At 37.5% G+C, this 17,937-nt stretch carries 12 protein-coding genes and 1 tRNA gene; 7 read left to right on the top strand and 6 right to left on the bottom strand.

Annotated elements, in window-relative coordinates; translation table 11 throughout:
* Positions 1-156: 156 nt before the first annotated feature.
* The 3 genes from E7274_RS09700 to E7274_RS09690 form a co-directional block, all read right to left on the bottom strand.
* Positions 157-3,405: a hypothetical protein gene (locus E7274_RS09700; protein ID WP_304175580.1), complete on the bottom strand. Its 3,249-nt coding sequence runs from the start codon at positions 3,403-3,405 to the stop codon at positions 157-159.
* Positions 3,406-3,607: 202 nt separating this feature from the next.
* On the bottom strand, positions 3,608-5,863 hold the full coding sequence (locus E7274_RS09695; protein WP_304175578.1) for a hypothetical protein: 2,256 nt from the start codon (positions 5,861-5,863) through the stop codon (positions 3,608-3,610).
* Between the two features lie 133 nt (positions 5,864-5,996).
* Positions 5,997-6,710, bottom strand: coding sequence for a LytR/AlgR family response regulator transcription factor (locus E7274_RS09690; protein ID WP_033153299.1), 714 nt, complete (start codon positions 6,708-6,710; stop codon positions 5,997-5,999).
* Between the two features lie 256 nt (positions 6,711-6,966).
* On the opposite strand from E7274_RS09690, the gene E7274_RS09685 reads away from it, so the two are divergent.
* Positions 6,967-9,432 (top strand): hybrid sensor histidine kinase/response regulator, encoded by a 2,466-nt coding sequence (locus E7274_RS09685; RefSeq protein WP_304175576.1) that lies wholly within the window; start codon positions 6,967-6,969, stop codon positions 9,430-9,432.
* Between the two features lie 22 nt (positions 9,433-9,454).
* Positions 9,455-9,538 (top strand) — tRNA-Leu (locus tag E7274_RS09680).
* A gap of 40 nt (positions 9,539-9,578) precedes the next feature.
* On the opposite strand, the gene E7274_RS09675 is transcribed toward E7274_RS09680, so the two are convergent.
* Together E7274_RS09675 and E7274_RS09670 are read right to left on the bottom strand one after the other, a co-directional pair.
* Positions 9,579-10,970: a tyrosine-type recombinase/integrase gene (locus E7274_RS09675; RefSeq protein WP_304175574.1), complete on the bottom strand. Its 1,392-nt coding sequence runs from the start codon at positions 10,968-10,970 to the stop codon at positions 9,579-9,581.
* 166 nt (positions 10,971-11,136) lie between these two features.
* The gene (locus E7274_RS09670) at positions 11,137-11,727 is read right to left on the bottom strand and encodes a hypothetical protein (protein ID WP_304175572.1); all 591 of its coding nucleotides are present in this window, start codon (positions 11,725-11,727) and stop codon (positions 11,137-11,139) included.
* Positions 11,728-12,189: 462 nt separating this feature from the next.
* Here E7274_RS09670 and E7274_RS09665 point away from each other — a divergent pair, with 462 nt between their 5' ends.
* The 5 genes from E7274_RS09665 (at position 12,190) to E7274_RS09645 (ending at position 16,684) form a co-directional block, all read left to right on the top strand.
* Complete coding sequence (locus E7274_RS09665) at positions 12,190-12,906, top strand: LytR/AlgR family response regulator transcription factor (protein ID WP_304175571.1); 717 nt, start codon at positions 12,190-12,192, stop codon at positions 12,904-12,906.
* A complete protein-coding gene (locus E7274_RS09660; RefSeq protein WP_304175569.1) occupies positions 12,906-14,294 on the top strand; it encodes a sensor histidine kinase in 1,389 nt (462 codons plus the stop codon). The genes E7274_RS09665 and E7274_RS09660 overlap by 1 nt, the downstream gene beginning before the upstream one ends.
* A 187-nt stretch (positions 14,295-14,481) precedes the next feature.
* Complete coding sequence (locus E7274_RS09655) at positions 14,482-15,180, top strand: FlxA-like family protein (protein ID WP_304175567.1); 699 nt, start codon at positions 14,482-14,484, stop codon at positions 15,178-15,180.
* 34 nt (positions 15,181-15,214) lie between these two features.
* Entirely contained in the window at positions 15,215-15,991 is a 777-nt protein-coding gene (locus E7274_RS09650; protein ID WP_304175565.1) for a hypothetical protein, read from the top strand.
* Between the two features lie 21 nt (positions 15,992-16,012).
* On the top strand, positions 16,013-16,684 hold the full coding sequence (locus E7274_RS09645) for a hypothetical protein (RefSeq protein ID WP_304175563.1): 672 nt from the start codon (positions 16,013-16,015) through the stop codon (positions 16,682-16,684).
* Positions 16,685-17,136: 452 nt separating this feature from the next.
* Here the strand turns inward: E7274_RS09645 and E7274_RS09640 are convergent, their stop codons facing one another.
* Positions 17,137-17,937 (bottom strand): nucleotidyl transferase AbiEii/AbiGii toxin family protein, encoded by an 801-nt coding sequence (locus E7274_RS09640; protein ID WP_304175561.1) that lies wholly within the window; start codon positions 17,935-17,937, stop codon positions 17,137-17,139.

Raw genomic sequence — 17,937 nt, 5'->3', positions numbered from 1 at the left:
TGTTGTTTACTCAATTGGAGCTTCTTTAACTGCTTTCTGGTTTTATGATTCTCCAACATCGTTTTTATCATCCTCACTTTCAGAATTAGAACCTTCATAACCTCTTAACCTCACCCTTCGAATTTTATTTAAGTAATTATCGCAGTTAAAACCTAATTACTTAATCTTCTTAGCATCAGCCTTCTTCTTAGCATATGCTGTAGTTCCTGTAAGAACTGCAATGATAAGGAGTAACCATCCCCACCATGTTCTTGCGAAGAATCCCTTCTGAGTTTCTCCTGCAAGTGGTACTAAATCTTCTTCTACAGTTGTTGTTTCATCCTGTGTATCCTCAACTACTGCATCATCTGCATCGCCACCTGCAAGTGGTGTCTCAGCCTCGTCGATTGTAGTTGTGTTATCGTTTGCTGCAACTGTTCTAGCTCTACGAGCTCTTCTTGCCTGGCCTGCTGCAGGTACTGCATCATCAGGAATCTCAAGCTCTTCGTCTGCTGCAACTGCTGCTGTAGTAGCTGTAGCGTAAACTACTGGAGCTGCTCCGCCTGTTGTAGTTGTAGCGCCGCCACCTGTTGTAGGAACGATTGTTGGATACTTATCACTGTATGCCTGGGTTGCTGTGTTAAGAGCAGCCTTAGCATCATCAAGTGTAGCCTTTGCATCATCGTATGCCTTCTGAGCATCTGCAAGTCTAAGCTCCCACTCAAGAACCTGAAGTGATAAGATTGCGCCATCCTTGCCAAGATCATCAATCTTGCCCTGGATATCTGTTACCTTATCCTGAGCTGCCTCTACAGCTGCCTTTGCGTCTGCAAGCTGCTGAAGTAGTGTAGCGTAGTTAGATAATGTTTGGTTTGTGCCGTTGATCTGGTTTGTGTAACCACTTACAAGGTCAGTAGCGTTTTGTACGTTTCTGTAAACCTTGCCGTATTCATTTGCAACACTTGCAGTGTATGTATCTGTGTAGTTTGCACCTGCTTCATCAACTGCAGTTGTCTTTGTAACATAATCTAAGAAGTACTGATAATACTTAGCAGTAGTTAATTTGCTATTGTTTTCATCAATACCAATTACTTTTTCTCCACCATTTGCACCATAATTATCTGCGATTGCAGCATTAATTGCAGCGTTAATTGCATCTTGCTCAGATTGATATTTTGTGCCAGCAACAGTACCATTTACGCTATATAACTGTAAATAATAAAGTGTTGCATTATAAATATCCCAATTAAAGCTTTTAGCGTTTGTAACAACTACATTGTACTCACTTTCGAACTGAGCAATTACCTCCTCTTTTTTCTTTCCGCTTCTAAATTTATCTAAAAATGCTTCCCATGTAGTATAGTTGTTATCCCTACTATTGTACTGCTTATCGTATGTTGCAGTGTATGAACCACTAACATGCCATGGATCCAAAGCGCCATCGAAATATGCTGACCAATTATCTCCATATGAAACATCACTTCCATAGTACGTATTTGACTTATAGTGTGACTTTACAGCCTCTTTTCCTGCAGATATTGCACTATTTTCAGACCAATGTGTTATTTTTGTATGTGTATCTTTATATTTCCCATTATATGAATACTTTGGAACATACATACCACCAATTCTATAATAATCATCCACATTGACAAGTGTATCGATTACATCTTGAATGCTTGCAGCAGCTTCATTTGCCTTAGACTGAGCTTCAGCTTCGCTTTTAAAGCTATCTGCTGATATTTGTGTGCCATTAGCATATGTATAAACATACTTTGTAGTATAATTTGTTACAACTTTTATATAATTACCATTCTTATCGAAATAGCATACGGTAGTAGCATCCTCACCTGTTGCAATTTCCTCTACAGCAACTACTTTTTTGGTTGTGTTTCCAATTGTGTAAGTTGTTTCATCTGAATCCAACCCCTTTGTATCAGCATCTCCCCAATTACCAAGAAGAACATAGCCTAATGTATACTTAGCTTTCTCTTCATCTGTTTTGAGGTCATCATACTGATCCTGTGATAAATAAGTTGTTTTACCTTCTTCATCAGTATACTCATATCTTCTTACAGCTGTTCCATTTGTAACTTCTGTTTCGATATCAGTACCAGATAAAGAAATGAGCTTTCCATCAGTAGTTGTGTACTCGTAACGAACTTCCTTTTCGAAGAGCTCTACAACACCATTATTAATAGCGTAGCCAAGATTGAATGAATTTGTAGCTACAACTGCGCCAGACTCATCAAGAACATTATATGTAACACTTACAAGGTTAAGACCTGCATCCTGATTTTCCACTGCATCTGAAACAGTTACCTCTAATTTCTGTCCTTCTGCAAGCTCTACGTTGTTTACTAAGTAATAATTCTCAACTACTGCTGCAATATACTTGTTTGTATCTGCTGCAGTCTTATCGCTATCTGCATATTCCTTATCTGCTGCCGCAAGAACACCTGCAGCTGACTCAGCAAGTGCATTTTTTGCATTCTCTACAGCCTTCTCGAGCTCATCAACCTTTGCCTGCAATGTTGCTAAGTCTTTTTCTGCGTCTGCCAAGTCACCAGTCGCATCGTCCTTAGCAGCCTGATATCTATCAGCCGCATCATTAAGATCCTCTATTGCATCCTCATATGCACTCTTTGCATCTGCAAGGTCCTGTGCCTTTTCATCGTATGTCTGCTGTGCATCTGCTACTGACTGCTGTGCTGTAGCAATAAGTGTAGCAGCATTTTCCTGTGAATCAGTTGCAACTGCAACTACTGCTGCATTTGCATCCTGCTGTGCCTTATTAACTGCTGAAGTAACATCAGAAGCTGCTGATTCAGCATTACCTACTGCTGTATTTGCATCTGCTGCTGCATCATCCATATCTTCTGCTGCCTGCAAAATTTCTTTTGTATCAGCATCTGCTGCTGCAATCGCTTCTCCCGCTGCCTTTGCAGCTTCCTGCGCATCAGCTGCAGTTTCTTTATAATTTCCTTCTACAGTCTTTTCTTCTGTCTTTATTTCACCGTTTTCGTCAGCAACAACATTACCAAATTCATCTCTAACTTCGATATCTACCTTGAATGAATATGTGTCGTCATCTTTAAATGTAGCATTTGTAGTATTAACAGCATCCTGAACTTTATCGAGTGTAGACTTTTCTTCGTTTGTTGTCTGTGTTTCACCTTCTGTACTAGGTTCACCTTCTGCTGGTGTTTCTGACTGATTACCATTGTAGCTTTCATTCAGCTCTGCTGTATCATTTACAACAGTCTGCTCTGCTACATTAGTCTCTACCTCTTGAGAAGCTGTACTTGGTTCCGCTGGCTGTCCCCCTTCTGTTGACTCCTCTGCAAATACAGGTACGCTCAGTGAGCTTGCAATTGTGATTGCTGATAAGCCAACTGACATTGCTTTTACTACATTCTTCTTCATACGTATAAATTCCTTTCCCTAAACCGTACATTACACTTTGTTAACATTCCATGATTGTTATGTGAACGTTACGTGAACATCTGTTATAGAATATAACACCGAAAATCGTTACGTACAATAACATTGGCAAAATGTGACGTTTTTTGGCAAGATATTTACCCATAAAAAAACTAGCCAGCATTCGCTGACTAGTTAATAACTATTACTGATTCAATTTATCGATGAGCTTTATAGCTGCTCGGCGCTTTGCTTCTAGGACTCCAACGCCAACTCCTGCAGTTGAAACACCTGCAAGTCCGACGAACCATTTACCTCTTTCCATAAGGCCTGCCAGGGTGATTCCTGTAGGTGACTGTTCCTCTTCGATTGTGACTGTTTCTTCCGGTGCAGGTTCTTCAGGCTGATCCTGTGGAATCTCTGCCTCACCGCCATATCCACCGGCGTTGCTGCTTGGGGAAGTGATGATATGAATCTCTTCTTCTGATTCCTCTTCCTCTTCTTCAATCTCTTCTTCCTCTAGCTCTTCCTCTTCGATTTCCTCTGCGTACTGGATAACCTCTTCGGAATCTACTTGCGCTATTTCTATAGAAGAAACTGTATTGAATCTGGCGTCGTATGTTGACTGTGCATTTGCTAAAGCTTCCTTTGCATCTGCCAGATTTGATTTTGCTATGTCGTAATCGGTCTGAGCTTTTTCAAGCTCACCCTGAAGCCTTGCAAGCTCCATTCCTGTATTAATATCGCTAGCTGCATCTAAATCTGCAATCTGCTGCTTCAAGCTAGATACTGTCTGCTTGGCTGATTCAAAATCCGCCTTTGCTGATCTGACAGCCTCTGAAAGAGCTTTGTAAGCATTATATTTTTCAGTAATCTCTGATATATAGGAAGCGTAATCCTTGGATGCGCTTGTAAATACCTGATTATTATTTACTTCGTAACTATAAACCTCAGCAGTCGTTTTATGCTCTGTTATGTTTAATAGCCTGCTTTTATCGAAAGCAACGCCTGTAGCTTTGTTTTGCTTCTTTGCATCATCAACTATTGCATTTTTAAGATCATCCTCTGATGTGTATTTTGAGTTCTTAACAGTGGATGAAACACTGGTGCCTTGGTAGTACCTGAAGTAGCCATATGGATATTCTGCTGCTGTACTTGTAACTACTCTTCCCTTTGTTTCTTCGAACTTAATCAAATCATTGAAATCACTATACGTCCATCTGTTTTCTGGACGCTTAATATAAGTTGATTCAATCACCCAACCATAATAACTAGGAATATAAAATCCTGTGGCAGTCCAATAAGAATACTCAACCACGCCATCCTTCAGCTGCTCAGCCTCTTCCTTTGTAAGAGAGACTATGTTGCCATTGATGTCCTGGTATTCGTATACCATGTCCCTATCGTAAATACGAACCTCACCAGATTTGTAATCTACCGTATATCCGTAATTAGCACTAACAGTACGTACATAATTACCATCGGCATCCACAATATCATATGAAATTCCGATAACATTTCCTTTGTAAGGTGTAACTGCAAAATTTGAAACAGACTGCCCATCGGCAAGCTCTGTGTTTGGTGCGTAGTAGTGTTCTACCACTGTAGCGATGTATGATGTGACATCTGATTTGTCTGCGTCTGCTGCAATAAGTGCATCTGCACCAGCTGCTGCAAGGTCCTGGCCTGCTGCCTCCAGCTGCTCTTCTAATGAAGCAAGCTTTTCCTGGGCGTCTGTAAGTGTAGCCTCTGCATCTGATAAATCTGATGTAGCCTGTGATTTTTTATTATTGTATTCTTCAGCTGCGGCTTCGTATTCAGCTTTAGCTGATTCGTATTCTGAAAGTTTATTATTGTATGTTTCCTCTGCTGATGCAAATTGCTTTTCTGCTTCCTCAACAGTGGCGGTAGCATCTGCGATAATAGCTTCTGCACTTTCCTGATCAGTGTTTGTGTCTGCCACTGCAACCGCTGCTGCATTTGCCACTTCACTAGCCTGTCCTGTGACCTGTGCTACGCCTGAAGCAGTATCATTTGCTGAAGCAAGGCTTTCATCGGCTGCTGCAACACTAGAATCCATGGAATCCTTTGCATCTGCCACACCTGAAACTGCTGTAGCTGCATCAGCAACCTGAGTGTTTGCATCGGTAATATCCCGTGTGATTGCCTGTGAATTGGCTGCAGCACTTTCATCTACCACACCTGCATCTACTGCATTGCTTACTTCTGTAGAAACATCTGCATCAGCAAGTGTCTCTGGGACCGATTCAGTTGCGCTAACGCTACTTTCAACTGCAGCTTCCTCTGGCGAAACAACCTGCTGCTCTTTAGTATCTGAAGGCACAACAACAGAGCCTTCAGAATTCTCTGAAGCCTCTACCTGTATCGGAAATACGATACTACCCGCTAATGTAATTGTAGATAATCCAGCTGCCAAAGCCTTTGCTGAACCACTCCTCATAACTTTCTGTGCCCTTCCATATACAAAAGTCCAAATTTCCTGCTTATAGCGTAACATAAAAAAAGTTAGACGCAACGCCCTTGGCAAGATTGATTAAAATCTGGCAAAAGTATTACGGCTAACTTAAAATATTTTATCTATTACTAAATTGATAATCCTTTATCTGTTGAGAAATTTCCGATACTTTACGAGCTGAAATCGGGAATATGCTCTTATCATCCATGTAAATATCGCCACCCTCAAGGTGATGAATAAAGTCCATATTAATAATTATGCCGCGATTTACCATGATGAATCTTTTGTCTGCACCAGCCAAATCCAAAAATTCGCCTGATGTAAGTCTGACTCTGCTGGTTGTGCCATCATCCTTGTTTATTTCCAGGTAATGGCCATCTGTTGTTACTGAGATAATATCCTTTAAATATACCTTTTCATCTATTGGACCAGCTGATAGTTTAATAAAGGCCGCATCCATAGGTGTATGCTCGATTATCTCTGTCAGGACCTGATCTATTCTTTCTATTGTAAATGGTTTTGTGACGTAGTCAAATGCATGTAGTGAAAATGCATCTGGATAATGACCTTCTGACGCTGTCATGAATATAAGGAAAGTCCTCTCCGTCATCTCTCTGAGTTTTTTTGCTGCTTCTATGCCATCCATGTCCGGCATGAAGATGTCCATGAATACGATGTCGAATCTTCTTTCTGATAAAACAGAGATAAAATCTGGTCCGCTTGAGAATTCCTCAACTTCTAGAGGTATCTCCTTGCTCGCAGAAAGTTTTTCTACCATCATTTTCAATTGCATTCTAAATATACTTTCGTCATCTATTACTGCAACTCTCATACTTGCCCCCTATATCTTTGTATAAGAAATGATACCACAATTTTCTCAAGTTGATAATGAAAATCAGAAAATTATTTTATATAATGATTTTATGGAACTTTTAATTAACAATATTACATACATTAACATAATAATTTTGCTGGCTGGAGCCACCTCGCTGCACCTTGGTGCAAGCTTTTTAAAGAGGGAGAAACACACTAAAGGATTTTTCAAATATTCGGTGTTCATGCTAGCCTTAGGAAATGGTCTATGCTGTATGGGATACTCTATCATGTCCCTCAGCCCAGACCTTAGATTTGCATACTATTTTAGAGTGCTGGGGCTAATTGGAATCGATATTTATCTTATGGCTGAAATCCTTCTTGTAACCAGCTGTTTGAATTTCAGCCGATTTGCAGAGTACTTGATTATCGGTTTGTCCGGTCTGGCATCCCTATTTGATATTGTAATTTTCGGTAGTAGAGAATCTGACACTTTTGTGCGCTATGAAAACTACACCGCATATGTCCGTCTAGATCCATATCGACACCTTTTCCATTATACGTTCTTAACTATAATGGGTATTTCTATGTTCATAATCGCCTGCGTTTGGGCTGTAAATGTTCGATTCAAACGAGAAAAACGTCTCGTATTTTTCGCATATATTTCTAACTTGATTCTGGCTGCATCATGCATTCCAGATTTCCGTATATACGATAGTGATTTTAATCTCACTCACGTATTTTACACTGTTGGTATGTTCTTCGCCTTTGTTGTTTTCTTTGTTGCATCCAACAACTATATGATGTTCAACATCACCGTAAACAGTATCAGTAAGGATATCTTTTCTACATTAGGAACTGGTCTGCTGGTATTTGATACTAACTATCACCTCAATTTATCCAATGAATACGCTGACAAGCTTTTGGGGCTTGATAATGAACCACATCGTATTCGTTTGAAAGAGATTTTTGAGTTAAAAACAGGCGAACCGCTGAAGATGTTTGAAAAAGCCTCCAAAGGAGACATAATTGACTATCGATTGACGTCAAAGTTGACAAACAAGGTCATCCTCGTCAATTTCTCTTGCAAATTTGACCGAAGCAACCAGCCAATGTGCTACATCCTCGTAGCTACAGACCTTACAGAGGAAAACAGACTCATAGATGAAGCTCAGGCAGCTAACAAGGCAAAGTCTGAATTCATCAGTAATATTTCTCATGAAATCCGTACTCCTATCAATATTATTTCTGGTATGGATGAACTGATTCGTCGCGAATGCAAGGATGAAACTATTTTGAAGTACGCCGAAAACATCAACGTTGCTTCAAAGAACCTTACATCTTTAATAAATGATGTGCTCGATTTCTCAAAGATTGAATCAGGTAAGCTTGAAGTTGTTTCCGGGGAATACAACATTCAGCACCTTTTGATAGAGTGCTATCACATGTTTGCAGGCCTTTCTTCACAGAAGAATCAAATGCTTTCATTTACTTGCGACCCAAATCTTCCTGCAGGATTGATTGGTGATGACATTAGAATTAAGCAAATTCTATCTAATCTTCTATCTAACGCTGTGAAATACACTCCAGAAGGTGGAAGCATACAATTTAGCGCTACATACAAAGAGAGAAACGATAACTTCCTTGCTCTTGTTATCCAGGTCAAGGACAATGGTATCGGTATAAAAGAGGAAGACTTACCTCATATTTTTGAGAACTTCCAGCGATTTGATCTTTCTAAAAACAGAACAATCCAGGGTACTGGCCTGGGCTTAACCATCACTCAAAACCTTGTATCATTACTGCACGGTGTTATCAACGTAGAAAGTACTTACCAGCATGGCTCTACATTCACCGTTGAAATACCTCAGCAGATAAGCAACCCTGAGCCAATCGGTGAGTTAACTGATTTGGATATGCGCAAGAAGCTTACCTATACAAATAGCTTTATTGCACCAAAAGCTCGAATACTTGCAGTAGATGATGTGCAAATGAATCTGGATGTATTTGTTGGTCTATTAAAGAAAACACAGATACAGATTGATACCGCTTTAAACGGGCCTGACGCTCTTGCGTTATCCCATAAACGTAAATACGATATCATCTTCCTGGATCACATGATGCCAGAGATGGACGGTATCGAAGTGCTTAAACGCATTCGAGCAAACGGTGCCAGTGCAAACCTTGAAACGCCTGTTGTTATGCTTACTGCTAATGCAATGATGGGTGCTGATAAGAAATACTTGGAAAACGGATTTACGGATTATCTTTCAAAACCTATAAAACCTGATGCTTTGGATGAAATGGTACTTAAGCATTTACCAGAGGAACTGATTCAAGCGGTGGAGGAACCAAAAGCCGATTCTAATCAGGAACCAGAAGAAAGCGAATTCCTCAAGTCTCTTAGCTTTATAGATGCCAAGGCAGGCTTAGCATTTGCTGCAGGCGACGAAGATTTCTATCGCCAGATTGTAACTACATTTGTTAACGAGGACAAGCGAGAAGCGTTAAACAGCCTACTTCAAAAAGAGGACTGGCCTAATTATCAAATCATCGCCCACTCCCTCAAAGGCACTGCTCTTACCATCGGCGCCGAGGAACTTTCTAACGCAGCAAAGAACCTGGAATTTGCAGCAAAAGAAAGCAAAATCGACTATATTAAAAGCCATCACAGCGACGTCATCGACCAGTACGGAAAGTTGCTAGAAAAACTAAAAAACGCATTGCAATTATCAATCTAATTTAGTATACTAGTCTGCGGACGCCGGCTTGTCGGAATTGGCAGACGAGGCAGACTCAAAATCTGTTGATGGCAACATCGTGCGGGTTCAAGTCCCGCAGCCGGCATAATAATTTTTAATGATTAGAGCTTGAGAAAGTTGATTTCTCAAGCTTTTTTCTTTTTGGTTGATTCGAAGTCAATTATATTTTGGGGCAACTTAGGGGCAACCTTACCATTTAGCCTATCTATTATTTCTTGATCAACCCCAATTCTTGCGTATGAATAATGCTTTATATTGGTTTCAACACTGTGGCCGAGCAATCTTGCTCTATCTGTTACAGGAATGCCGTTTGGAATAAAAACATTAGAATTAAGACTCATTCTGAATGCGTGATTATTCGTGACTGGTAAGTTTATACTTTTCATGAACTCACGAAGCCAAGCGTGATATGAACCAATTTTTATCCAATCGCCATTGAGTTTGCAAAACACGTAATCAGAAATAATATTTTTCTCAAGCTGATTTTTTTTCAAATCATCTAAAATAGCTGCAATATCATCTGTGATTGGAAATTGTCTTCCACCACGTGAAATACCCTTTTCATCCTTTGTCCAATCTACATAGAAATTTGCTGTATTTCCCTTACCTCGACCTGTTAACTGCTGTGCATGGATATGAATATAATAATCGTCAATATCAGTCCATTTCAAAGCACATAGCTCACCCGCACGCATACCTGTCGCAATAGCCATACGAACCATATAACCATAATAAAAATAGCCCTGATAGCGTGGAAGATTATTTCGTCTATTGATTTCAGAATAAATAGCTTCAATATCATGCAGCGAAAGAATTTTCTCACTGCTCTGTGGCTTTGAATTATCACACTGCATCAAGAACTTCTTGTTATTGATAGATTTAACAGGATTGTTTTGAATGTAATTGTTCTCTTCTGCATAGTCGAAGATTAGATTCAACACCCCTTTATAGCTTAAAAATGCTTTTTTCTTAGGATGAAGTCGTGCAGTCATTAATTTACTGTATGACTGTAATGAATCGTTATCAACCTTTCTGATATCTTTTTCCCTAAATTCTTCAGAGATAAAACGATTATACGAATCCTTATAGCGTTGAATTGTAAGTGGACTGCATATATCGATATCCTCTTTGTGCTTAAGAGCCAAAGTGAATATATGGTCGATAGTATATGACATTAAATGGCAATCATAGTATTCTAATATCTTATCTAATAATGCCTCTTCGGTTCGAGCATGAATTCTGATGTCGCCAGAAATCTTTGTTATCCATAAGTCTCTGACTGCGTCATATCTAATGCTTTTAGGCAGTCCATTTTTCTTCACATGGACCTGTGAAACAAGCGTACGCTTTAATTTAAGCTCCTTTTTATTGATCATGTCTAATTCTTTTAGCATGTCGGCAAGACTAATAATATCACACTTGTATTCGTCCTCCAAAGTCTTTTTGCGGCCAATTTGAATGTCTAATAATTTGGTTATTTCGTTTGCAAATAATAATATTTCCTTAGTTGTTTTCACTTATAATTCCTTTCTCTAAATCTTATTTAAATACATTTTTCCTTTTCTTTGCTTGTTTATTGGTTATCCAGAGAAGCTGAGCCGTCAAGGATGACACATGTCACTTGCGAAGTCCTTGATGGCGAAGATTCTCAGGATATAATTTCAAGCAGCAAAGAATAAGTATTTATACTGAAAATAGGTCATAGTCTTTTAGAAGATAGTTGCTGAGCTTACGCAATTCGTTAAGCCTTGTTTTTCTAATGCTTCTTCTATTATTATTTAAATACTCTGTTAGTTTTATAAGAAATCTATTTGATTTTTCTAGTTCTGAAATAAAATTCTCAATAACATCTTTCTCTAATGCGTTAATACTTTTTAGATTGTGTAAATACATATAGATTGATGTATAAATAGGTTCAACAACTGAATATACAAAGTCATAATCATCATCTTCGATTTTTATAGAAAGAACATTTTCTCCTTGAAGTGCCCTACGAGAAACAAATCTAGATAAAGGCTCATTCATAGCCATGTGTCTAAGTGCCATCATCTCATTATCGGTAAAGTAAGCTTTAACGCATTGACTCTTTGAACCTATCGCATAATTCACCTCAGCGCTTGGTATAAATATCACAGGCTTACTCTGTTTAGGCTTTTGGGAGCATATTAAGCTTTTTACATATGCAGTGGGCTTCATATTGTGTTGAGCCGCTAAAGCACAAACTATCGCTTTTTCTTCTGGATTTAGTGATACACATAAATTGTAATTTTTCATTTTTTACCTCTTTCTTAAATATATTATTTTTTTGTGCGCAGCCTTTGAGATTCTTTAATCTCAAGGGTTTGGGCATGCCCAATATTCTTATGGAAATTTATTTCCATGAAAAATGGGACATTTTTCTATGCTTGCAAAAAACAAACGGAACCTTTTTTCCAACCTCTACGTCTATAAAAGGGACCAAAATTCGAGAAATGGTCTACTTGTTTATGTTTTTATTTAAATACAATTTCGAAAGTTTCCATTAATCATAGTTAATGGAGCGTTAATGGGAATTATGGAAAAAAACGATGCAGCTTTAGAAAAAAATATTTTCCAATAATTGGGATTATCGTTACGTTAATTACTATTATTGGAAATTTGAACTGTTCACAACAAAAAAACTGCGTTTCACACAATAGGCAAGGTATATATATCGTAAAATCAGTTATAATATTCGTATATACGGTGGGGGTGGAAATGAAAATTGCAATATGTGATGATGAAAAATATATAAGAGATTTCATAGCTAAAAGCATTTCTGATGAGATTACAGATGCCATTGTTAAATGCTATGAATCTGCTGAGAACTTATTGGAAGCAGCATATAATCCTGACATTTTGTTTCTAGATATACAGATGCCTGGAATTGATGGCATGGAGCTCGCTAAGCAAGTCCGCGCTAATGGAAGTGATGCAGTGATTATCTTTGTTACTGCTTTGGAGGAATATGTTTTTAATGCCTTCGATGTGAGAGCTTTTAATTATCTAGTAAAACCTATAGATAAAGAAAAGCTAAACGAGGTATTACATGCAGCCGTTGAAGAAATAATACATAGACAAACTAGAGTAACTCCAGTAGTGCCTGATAATAAGTCATTTATAATCAAAGCCAATGGATTAAGCCGAAGTGTTTCTATTTCAGAAATTGCATTTGCTGAGGTATTTAACCGTAGAATTGTGCTTCACATGAGGGATAATGATGAGATTGAATACTATGGACGAATGACAGATTTAGAGAATACTGTTGGAAATGATTTTTTTAGGGTTCATAGGGCATATCTAATTAATCTTTCAGCAATTCAATCTTATAATTCCAAAATCGTAAAAGTGGCTGGCGAAGAAATACCTGTTGCCCGAGGCAAGTATCAAGATTTGGTAAAAGCTTATTTATCATTTAATACAAGAGGATTGTGATGATGGTGTCTGATGCATTCTTTAATTATTTTATGAATACTGTAATCGAGATATATTGCATAATTACTTCTGTGTTATTTATATATTGGCTCAGGCCGTTTGTAAAAAATATGAAGTCAGTTTATTATGCAGTAGTTTTCGAATGGATTACAGACTGTATACTAAGGCATGTTGATGTCCAAAATGGAATAAGACTGACAATCTCGATTTTTTCATTGTTTTTTGTTGGAGTGATTCTTTTCTATTTAGATGAAAAAAGAAATCTTATGCAGAAAATATTTCTATGTGTAAGCTTTTTTATCATTAGATGGTTAAGCTTGGAAATATTCACTGAGCTTGGTTTTTATGAAAGGGATTTTGTTTCTAACTTTAAATTATTTAGAGAAAGCATCCCTGCAATTGTAGCTGAATATGTTGTATCAACGATTGTCGAGTATGGATTAGCTTTATTGCTACTCTTCTTCTCTATCAAGCTGCTTCTAAAAACATATAAAAATAAGCAAGAAGACCTATCTTGGAAGGAACTGATTATGTTATTAATTCCATGTATAAGCATCTTCCTTGCTACACGAATTATTTATTCGTACTATATGCTATGGTTTGATGGCATTGAAAACGGAAGCATCAAGGCTAATATTCCAGGCAATATGTATCGCATACTGTTTTGCATAATGGCTTATTTAACGCTTTGTGTTACACTTTACTTTTATCAGAGCATAAAGGCTAACAAAGAAATAGAATATGCTAATCGTGTGTTGGCTAAACAGATCGAAGATAGCAAAAAGTATGTAGGTCAAATTGAGACTGTATATCAACAGATGAGAGCCTTACGTCATGATACAGGCAATCATATGGCTGTAATGAAAGGTCTTTTGGAGACAGAAAAGTATCAGGAACTAAGGGATTACCTTGGTAATTGGGAAGAGACATATAAGAATATAGTTCCATCAGCTAAAACCGGAAATGCCGTAACTGATATTGCAATATCAGAGTTTGTAGATAGGTTTGCTGATAATGGCATAACACTAAAGACATCCTTAAAATATCCAAGTAATGTAGCTGTTAATCCATTTGAAATGTGTGTGGTTCTTACAAATGCCATACAAAACGCCTACGAAGCCTCGCTTAGAGTTAATGAGCCATATGTTGAAATAACATCAGTTGAACGAGAAAATGTTTACATTATTAGCATTAAGAATAAGTCTGATAAAAAGGCTCAGATTGATGAAGAAGGTGTTCCTATTTCAATAAAGAATGATGATGGTCATGGATTTGGTGTACGTAACATAAGGGAAATCGCTAGAAAATACAATGGTGATATTGAAATTAAGCAATTCAGTGAAAATAATGAGTTATGGTTTGTGCTCAACATAATGTTTGTTGGATAAGAATACAGAATGGCGCCTGCTGCAGAAATGTAGCAGGCTTTTTTAGTGCTATTCACATCATATTAGATGCAGTCCACATCAAATGGGTTTAGATTGAAAAATTCATAGTCGATAGCGATTATAGAAAGCTACTACTATCTTTTTTATAAGAAAAGGATTTCGAATTTATACCAAGGAGGGTTAACGTATGGGGTCAGTTTATATGAATAGTATAAGTGAATTACATAAATCCAGAACAACATTTCAGATAAACCAGAATCAACAGATGGATTCATATAGTAAAAGCCTTCAAGAGCAGATAAATAATGCCAATGAACAGCTTCAATCTCTTGGCGATGATAAAGAAATGTCCATAGATGAAAAAATGAAAAAACGTCAAGAAATTCAAAAGCAAATAACTGATTTGCAAAATCAATTACGCCAACATCAAATTGAACAGAAGAAAGAAAACAGACAGAGCAAAGGTTCGTCTATGGAGGATATGCTTGGAGGCAAACAAACAGCAAAATCATCTAAAGCAGCAAAAATGGAATACAACAATGCTCAAATGTTCCATGTATTTGATGAGGCTCAGGAACTCGCAGAAAAGATTGCTGAAGCTGCTGAAAAGAATGAACCTAAGACGCCTGAAGAGCGTCGTGAAGATATGATTGAAGAAGCAACTGGCGTTGAGAATGACGGAATGCTTGACGAATTAATGGATAATCTTACAGATGCAGTTGAAGAAGTTACTGAGGAAATGGTTGAAGACTTACAGCAATCATCAGAAGAGATACTATCCGAGGATGAGTTGAATCAGATGATGCTGACTGAAGAAGAGTTAGAAAAACTTGAACAGGAAAAGAGGATTCCTGTGAATTATATACCATTTGATTATCGTATTTAAAAGGATTGGGTTATAGACAAGGAGGTCGATTATTATGGCAAGGATTAGCGACTATGTATCAAATCACAAGTATTTCGATGAGAACTACAACGTGAACAATCAAAACTATTCAAATGATTTCTTAGAGGGGTTAAGTGCATCGGCGCCTAAAGTTTCCAGTGGATCATTTAGTCTATCCGACTATTCACTCATCAAAAGCGGAACTTACGGAAAGCTAATGAAGGCTTATTATGCACAGGACAAAGCCCAGAAAGCCAACGCTGGAAAAGACTCTTCGGCTAAGTTAACAGCAATGGCTGAAGCAGCAAGTGCTTTATCTAAATCTTCTGAAAGGCTCATGAGTGCATCCTTATGGGAACAAAAAACAATTACAGAAAAAGATGAATTAACAGGAGAAGAAAAAGCTAAATCAGATTATAACTGGTCGGATATTGAGAAGGCTTTAAATGCATTTATTGAAAACTATAACAATACTGTTGAAGCTGCAGGTAATTCCAACACTAAAAGCGTTTTACGAAATGGTGCGTGGATGACAAAAACAACTTCTGCACACCAGAAAACTCTTAACAAAGTAGGAATTTATATTGGAAAAGGAAATAAGCTTTCGTTAGATGTGGACCAGTTAAAAAAGGCTGATATAGGAGCTCTTAAATCGCTATTCACTGGCCATAATTCATATGCTTCGCAGTTAATGAATAAGGGAAATTCCATTGCGAATGCTGCTGGTGTAGGAAGCTCTTATAACAAACAAGGACGCTATTCTAATTCTCTAAATGACTTAGTAAAAAGTAAGTATGACTTCAAAGAATAGTTTTGTATGGAGGTATTTATTATGGGTATGGATATAAATGGAATTTCAAATGTAACACCTACAGTTTTAAATTCAAATGAACCTAGTAATATTGAGAAAACAGAAACACCTGTAAGAATAAACAGTATAAATAAAAAATCGAATGATGAAGGGGTTACATACGAAAAGGGTGATAAAACTGAAACGGGTTCATACAAAATCAATAAGATGAGCAAAGAGGACCGCGCTGCCCTGGTGCAGCAATTAAAGGACAATATGGAAAAGCAGAAGCAGCAGATGCTTGAATTAGTTAATAAGACTATTTCAGGACAAGTTGGAACATTTGGAAAAGCAAATGATGACAGCTTTTGGCGAATGTTAGCTGGCGGCAATTTCAAAGTTGATGCTGCCACAAAGGCCAAAGCTCAGGCTGATATTGGAGAAGATGGTTATTGGGGCGTAAAACAAACTTCTCAGAGACTTTTTGATTTTGCTAGCGCATTAGCTGGTGATGATGTAGAAAAAATGCATGAAATGCAAAAGGCAATGCATAAAGGATTTGGTTTAGCAGGTAAGTCTTGGGGAAGAAAACTACCTTCTATTTGCCAACAAACCATGGATGCTGCGGATTCGCTCTTTGATAATTATTTTAAGGCGAAGGAAAGCGAATCTAAGGAAGTGATTAATGAGAATACAGTAAATGTCAGCAAGTAAGGTCTGTTGGAAGCTCTGTATTAAGCATAAAATCCTCCATAAGATAAAAAAAGAATGGATATACCATTCTTAATCCCGCCGATGGAATATTTGGATTCGGGCATTACCCATGCCTTCCTGCAGTCTAATAAAAAAATACCATCATCAGCGAAGATTATCAATAGTTTTTTCTAAATAATATTTATTATTTACGTTGATTATTCTGCTTTATTTTTATCATTTTAACAGCATAAAAATAAACGGGCAACTTAGGGGCAACCTTGCCATTAAAAAAGGGGGCTGCATTTTCAACTTGCAGTCCTCCTTTTTTACCACTAGTTTAACTTTACAGTAGTTCCATCCATATTCAAAATTCAATCATTTATCCCCAAACATTCAATCCCTTATGGAAAATGAATTTCTTCCATGCCTAAATAAGTGGTAATGTTCTAACGTTTTCATTGACTTCTTTTCTAACTAAGCTGCTCGAGAAATCCAATTATTCCATCAGCAATAACTTTAATATCATCATCTATCCAACGCTGCCTTGAGGTTGAAACTCTTCTTAAATATTGAGAATCCTTAAAAGCGTATGAAACTCGCTTGAGTATGTCATCAATATCATTTTCTTTCATTCCATCATCATCGTAAATATAGTGTTTTACAAGTCTATTCGTTTTCTCAACATTAACAACATCTTTAAGGTAATACATATCAAAGATATCTTTATAGCGCCTGCTATTGTTTGCAAATATTAAAAGTGATCTAAGCTTTTCGGTAAAAGCCTGTTCCACTGTATTTTTTAATAGACTTGCACCATTCTCGTCTAGACATACATCAAAGCAATATTCTTCTTGTTCGATTGACAAATCTTTGTGAACCCCAATATCAATTTTACTCTCCACATGATTATCGAACTCATCTTTAATTGTTACTTCGATGCTTTTTCCATGATAATCCTGATGCTTGAGTTCTTTTATATCTCCTGATATTTCTATGCTTATTTCTTCTATGCAATTAAGGCGTCTTATAAATGCCTCTATAGATTCATCTGCTAGCGAATAATGTATAAAGTCCAAATCTATATCTCTTGTAGCTCTTCGATTATTATTGGTGATGCTTCTCATAACCACACCACCTTTTATTGTTACGTTTCTATTTAACGGTCCATCAGCAATAGCTTTTAGCACAATATCTTGGCATACTCTAGCTTCTGCTAATACCCTTGTCAATCCTTCCTCTATGTATAAATCGACCATTTCCTGTAAATTCAA

It is taken from the genome of Pseudobutyrivibrio ruminis, assembly GCF_015057245.1.
Lineage (GTDB): Bacteria > Bacillota > Clostridia > Lachnospirales > Lachnospiraceae > Pseudobutyrivibrio > Pseudobutyrivibrio ruminis_E.
This window is presented reverse-complemented; position numbering and strand designations above follow the sequence as displayed.

What these genes read in the sequence shown, in the direction of transcription:
- E7274_RS09670 (WP_304175572.1), bottom strand. Translation starts at nt 11,727, where the DNA reads ATGAAAAATTACAATTTATGTGTATCACTAAATCCAGAAGAAAAAGCG.
- E7274_RS09700 (WP_304175580.1), bottom strand. Translation starts at nt 3,405, where the DNA reads ATGAAGAAGAATGTAGTAAAAGCAATGTCAGTTGGCTTATCAGCAATC.
- E7274_RS09645 (WP_304175563.1), top strand. Translation starts at nt 16,013, where the DNA reads ATGGGTATGGATATAAATGGAATTTCAAATGTAACACCTACAGTTTTA.
- E7274_RS09660 (WP_304175569.1), top strand. Translation starts at nt 12,906, where the DNA reads ATGATGGTGTCTGATGCATTCTTTAATTATTTTATGAATACTGTAATC.
- E7274_RS09695 (WP_304175578.1), bottom strand. Translation starts at nt 5,863, where the DNA reads ATGAGGAGTGGTTCAGCAAAGGCTTTGGCAGCTGGATTATCTACAATT.
- E7274_RS09665 (WP_304175571.1), top strand. Translation starts at nt 12,190, where the DNA reads ATGAAAATTGCAATATGTGATGATGAAAAATATATAAGAGATTTCATA.
- E7274_RS09690 (WP_033153299.1), bottom strand. Translation starts at nt 6,710, where the DNA reads ATGAGAGTTGCAGTAATAGATGACGAAAGTATATTTAGAATGCAATTG.
- E7274_RS09685 (WP_304175576.1), top strand. Translation starts at nt 6,967, where the DNA reads ATGGGATACTCTATCATGTCCCTCAGCCCAGACCTTAGATTTGCATAC.
- E7274_RS09650 (WP_304175565.1), top strand. Translation starts at nt 15,215, where the DNA reads ATGGCAAGGATTAGCGACTATGTATCAAATCACAAGTATTTCGATGAG.
- E7274_RS09655 (WP_304175567.1), top strand. Translation starts at nt 14,482, where the DNA reads ATGGGGTCAGTTTATATGAATAGTATAAGTGAATTACATAAATCCAGA.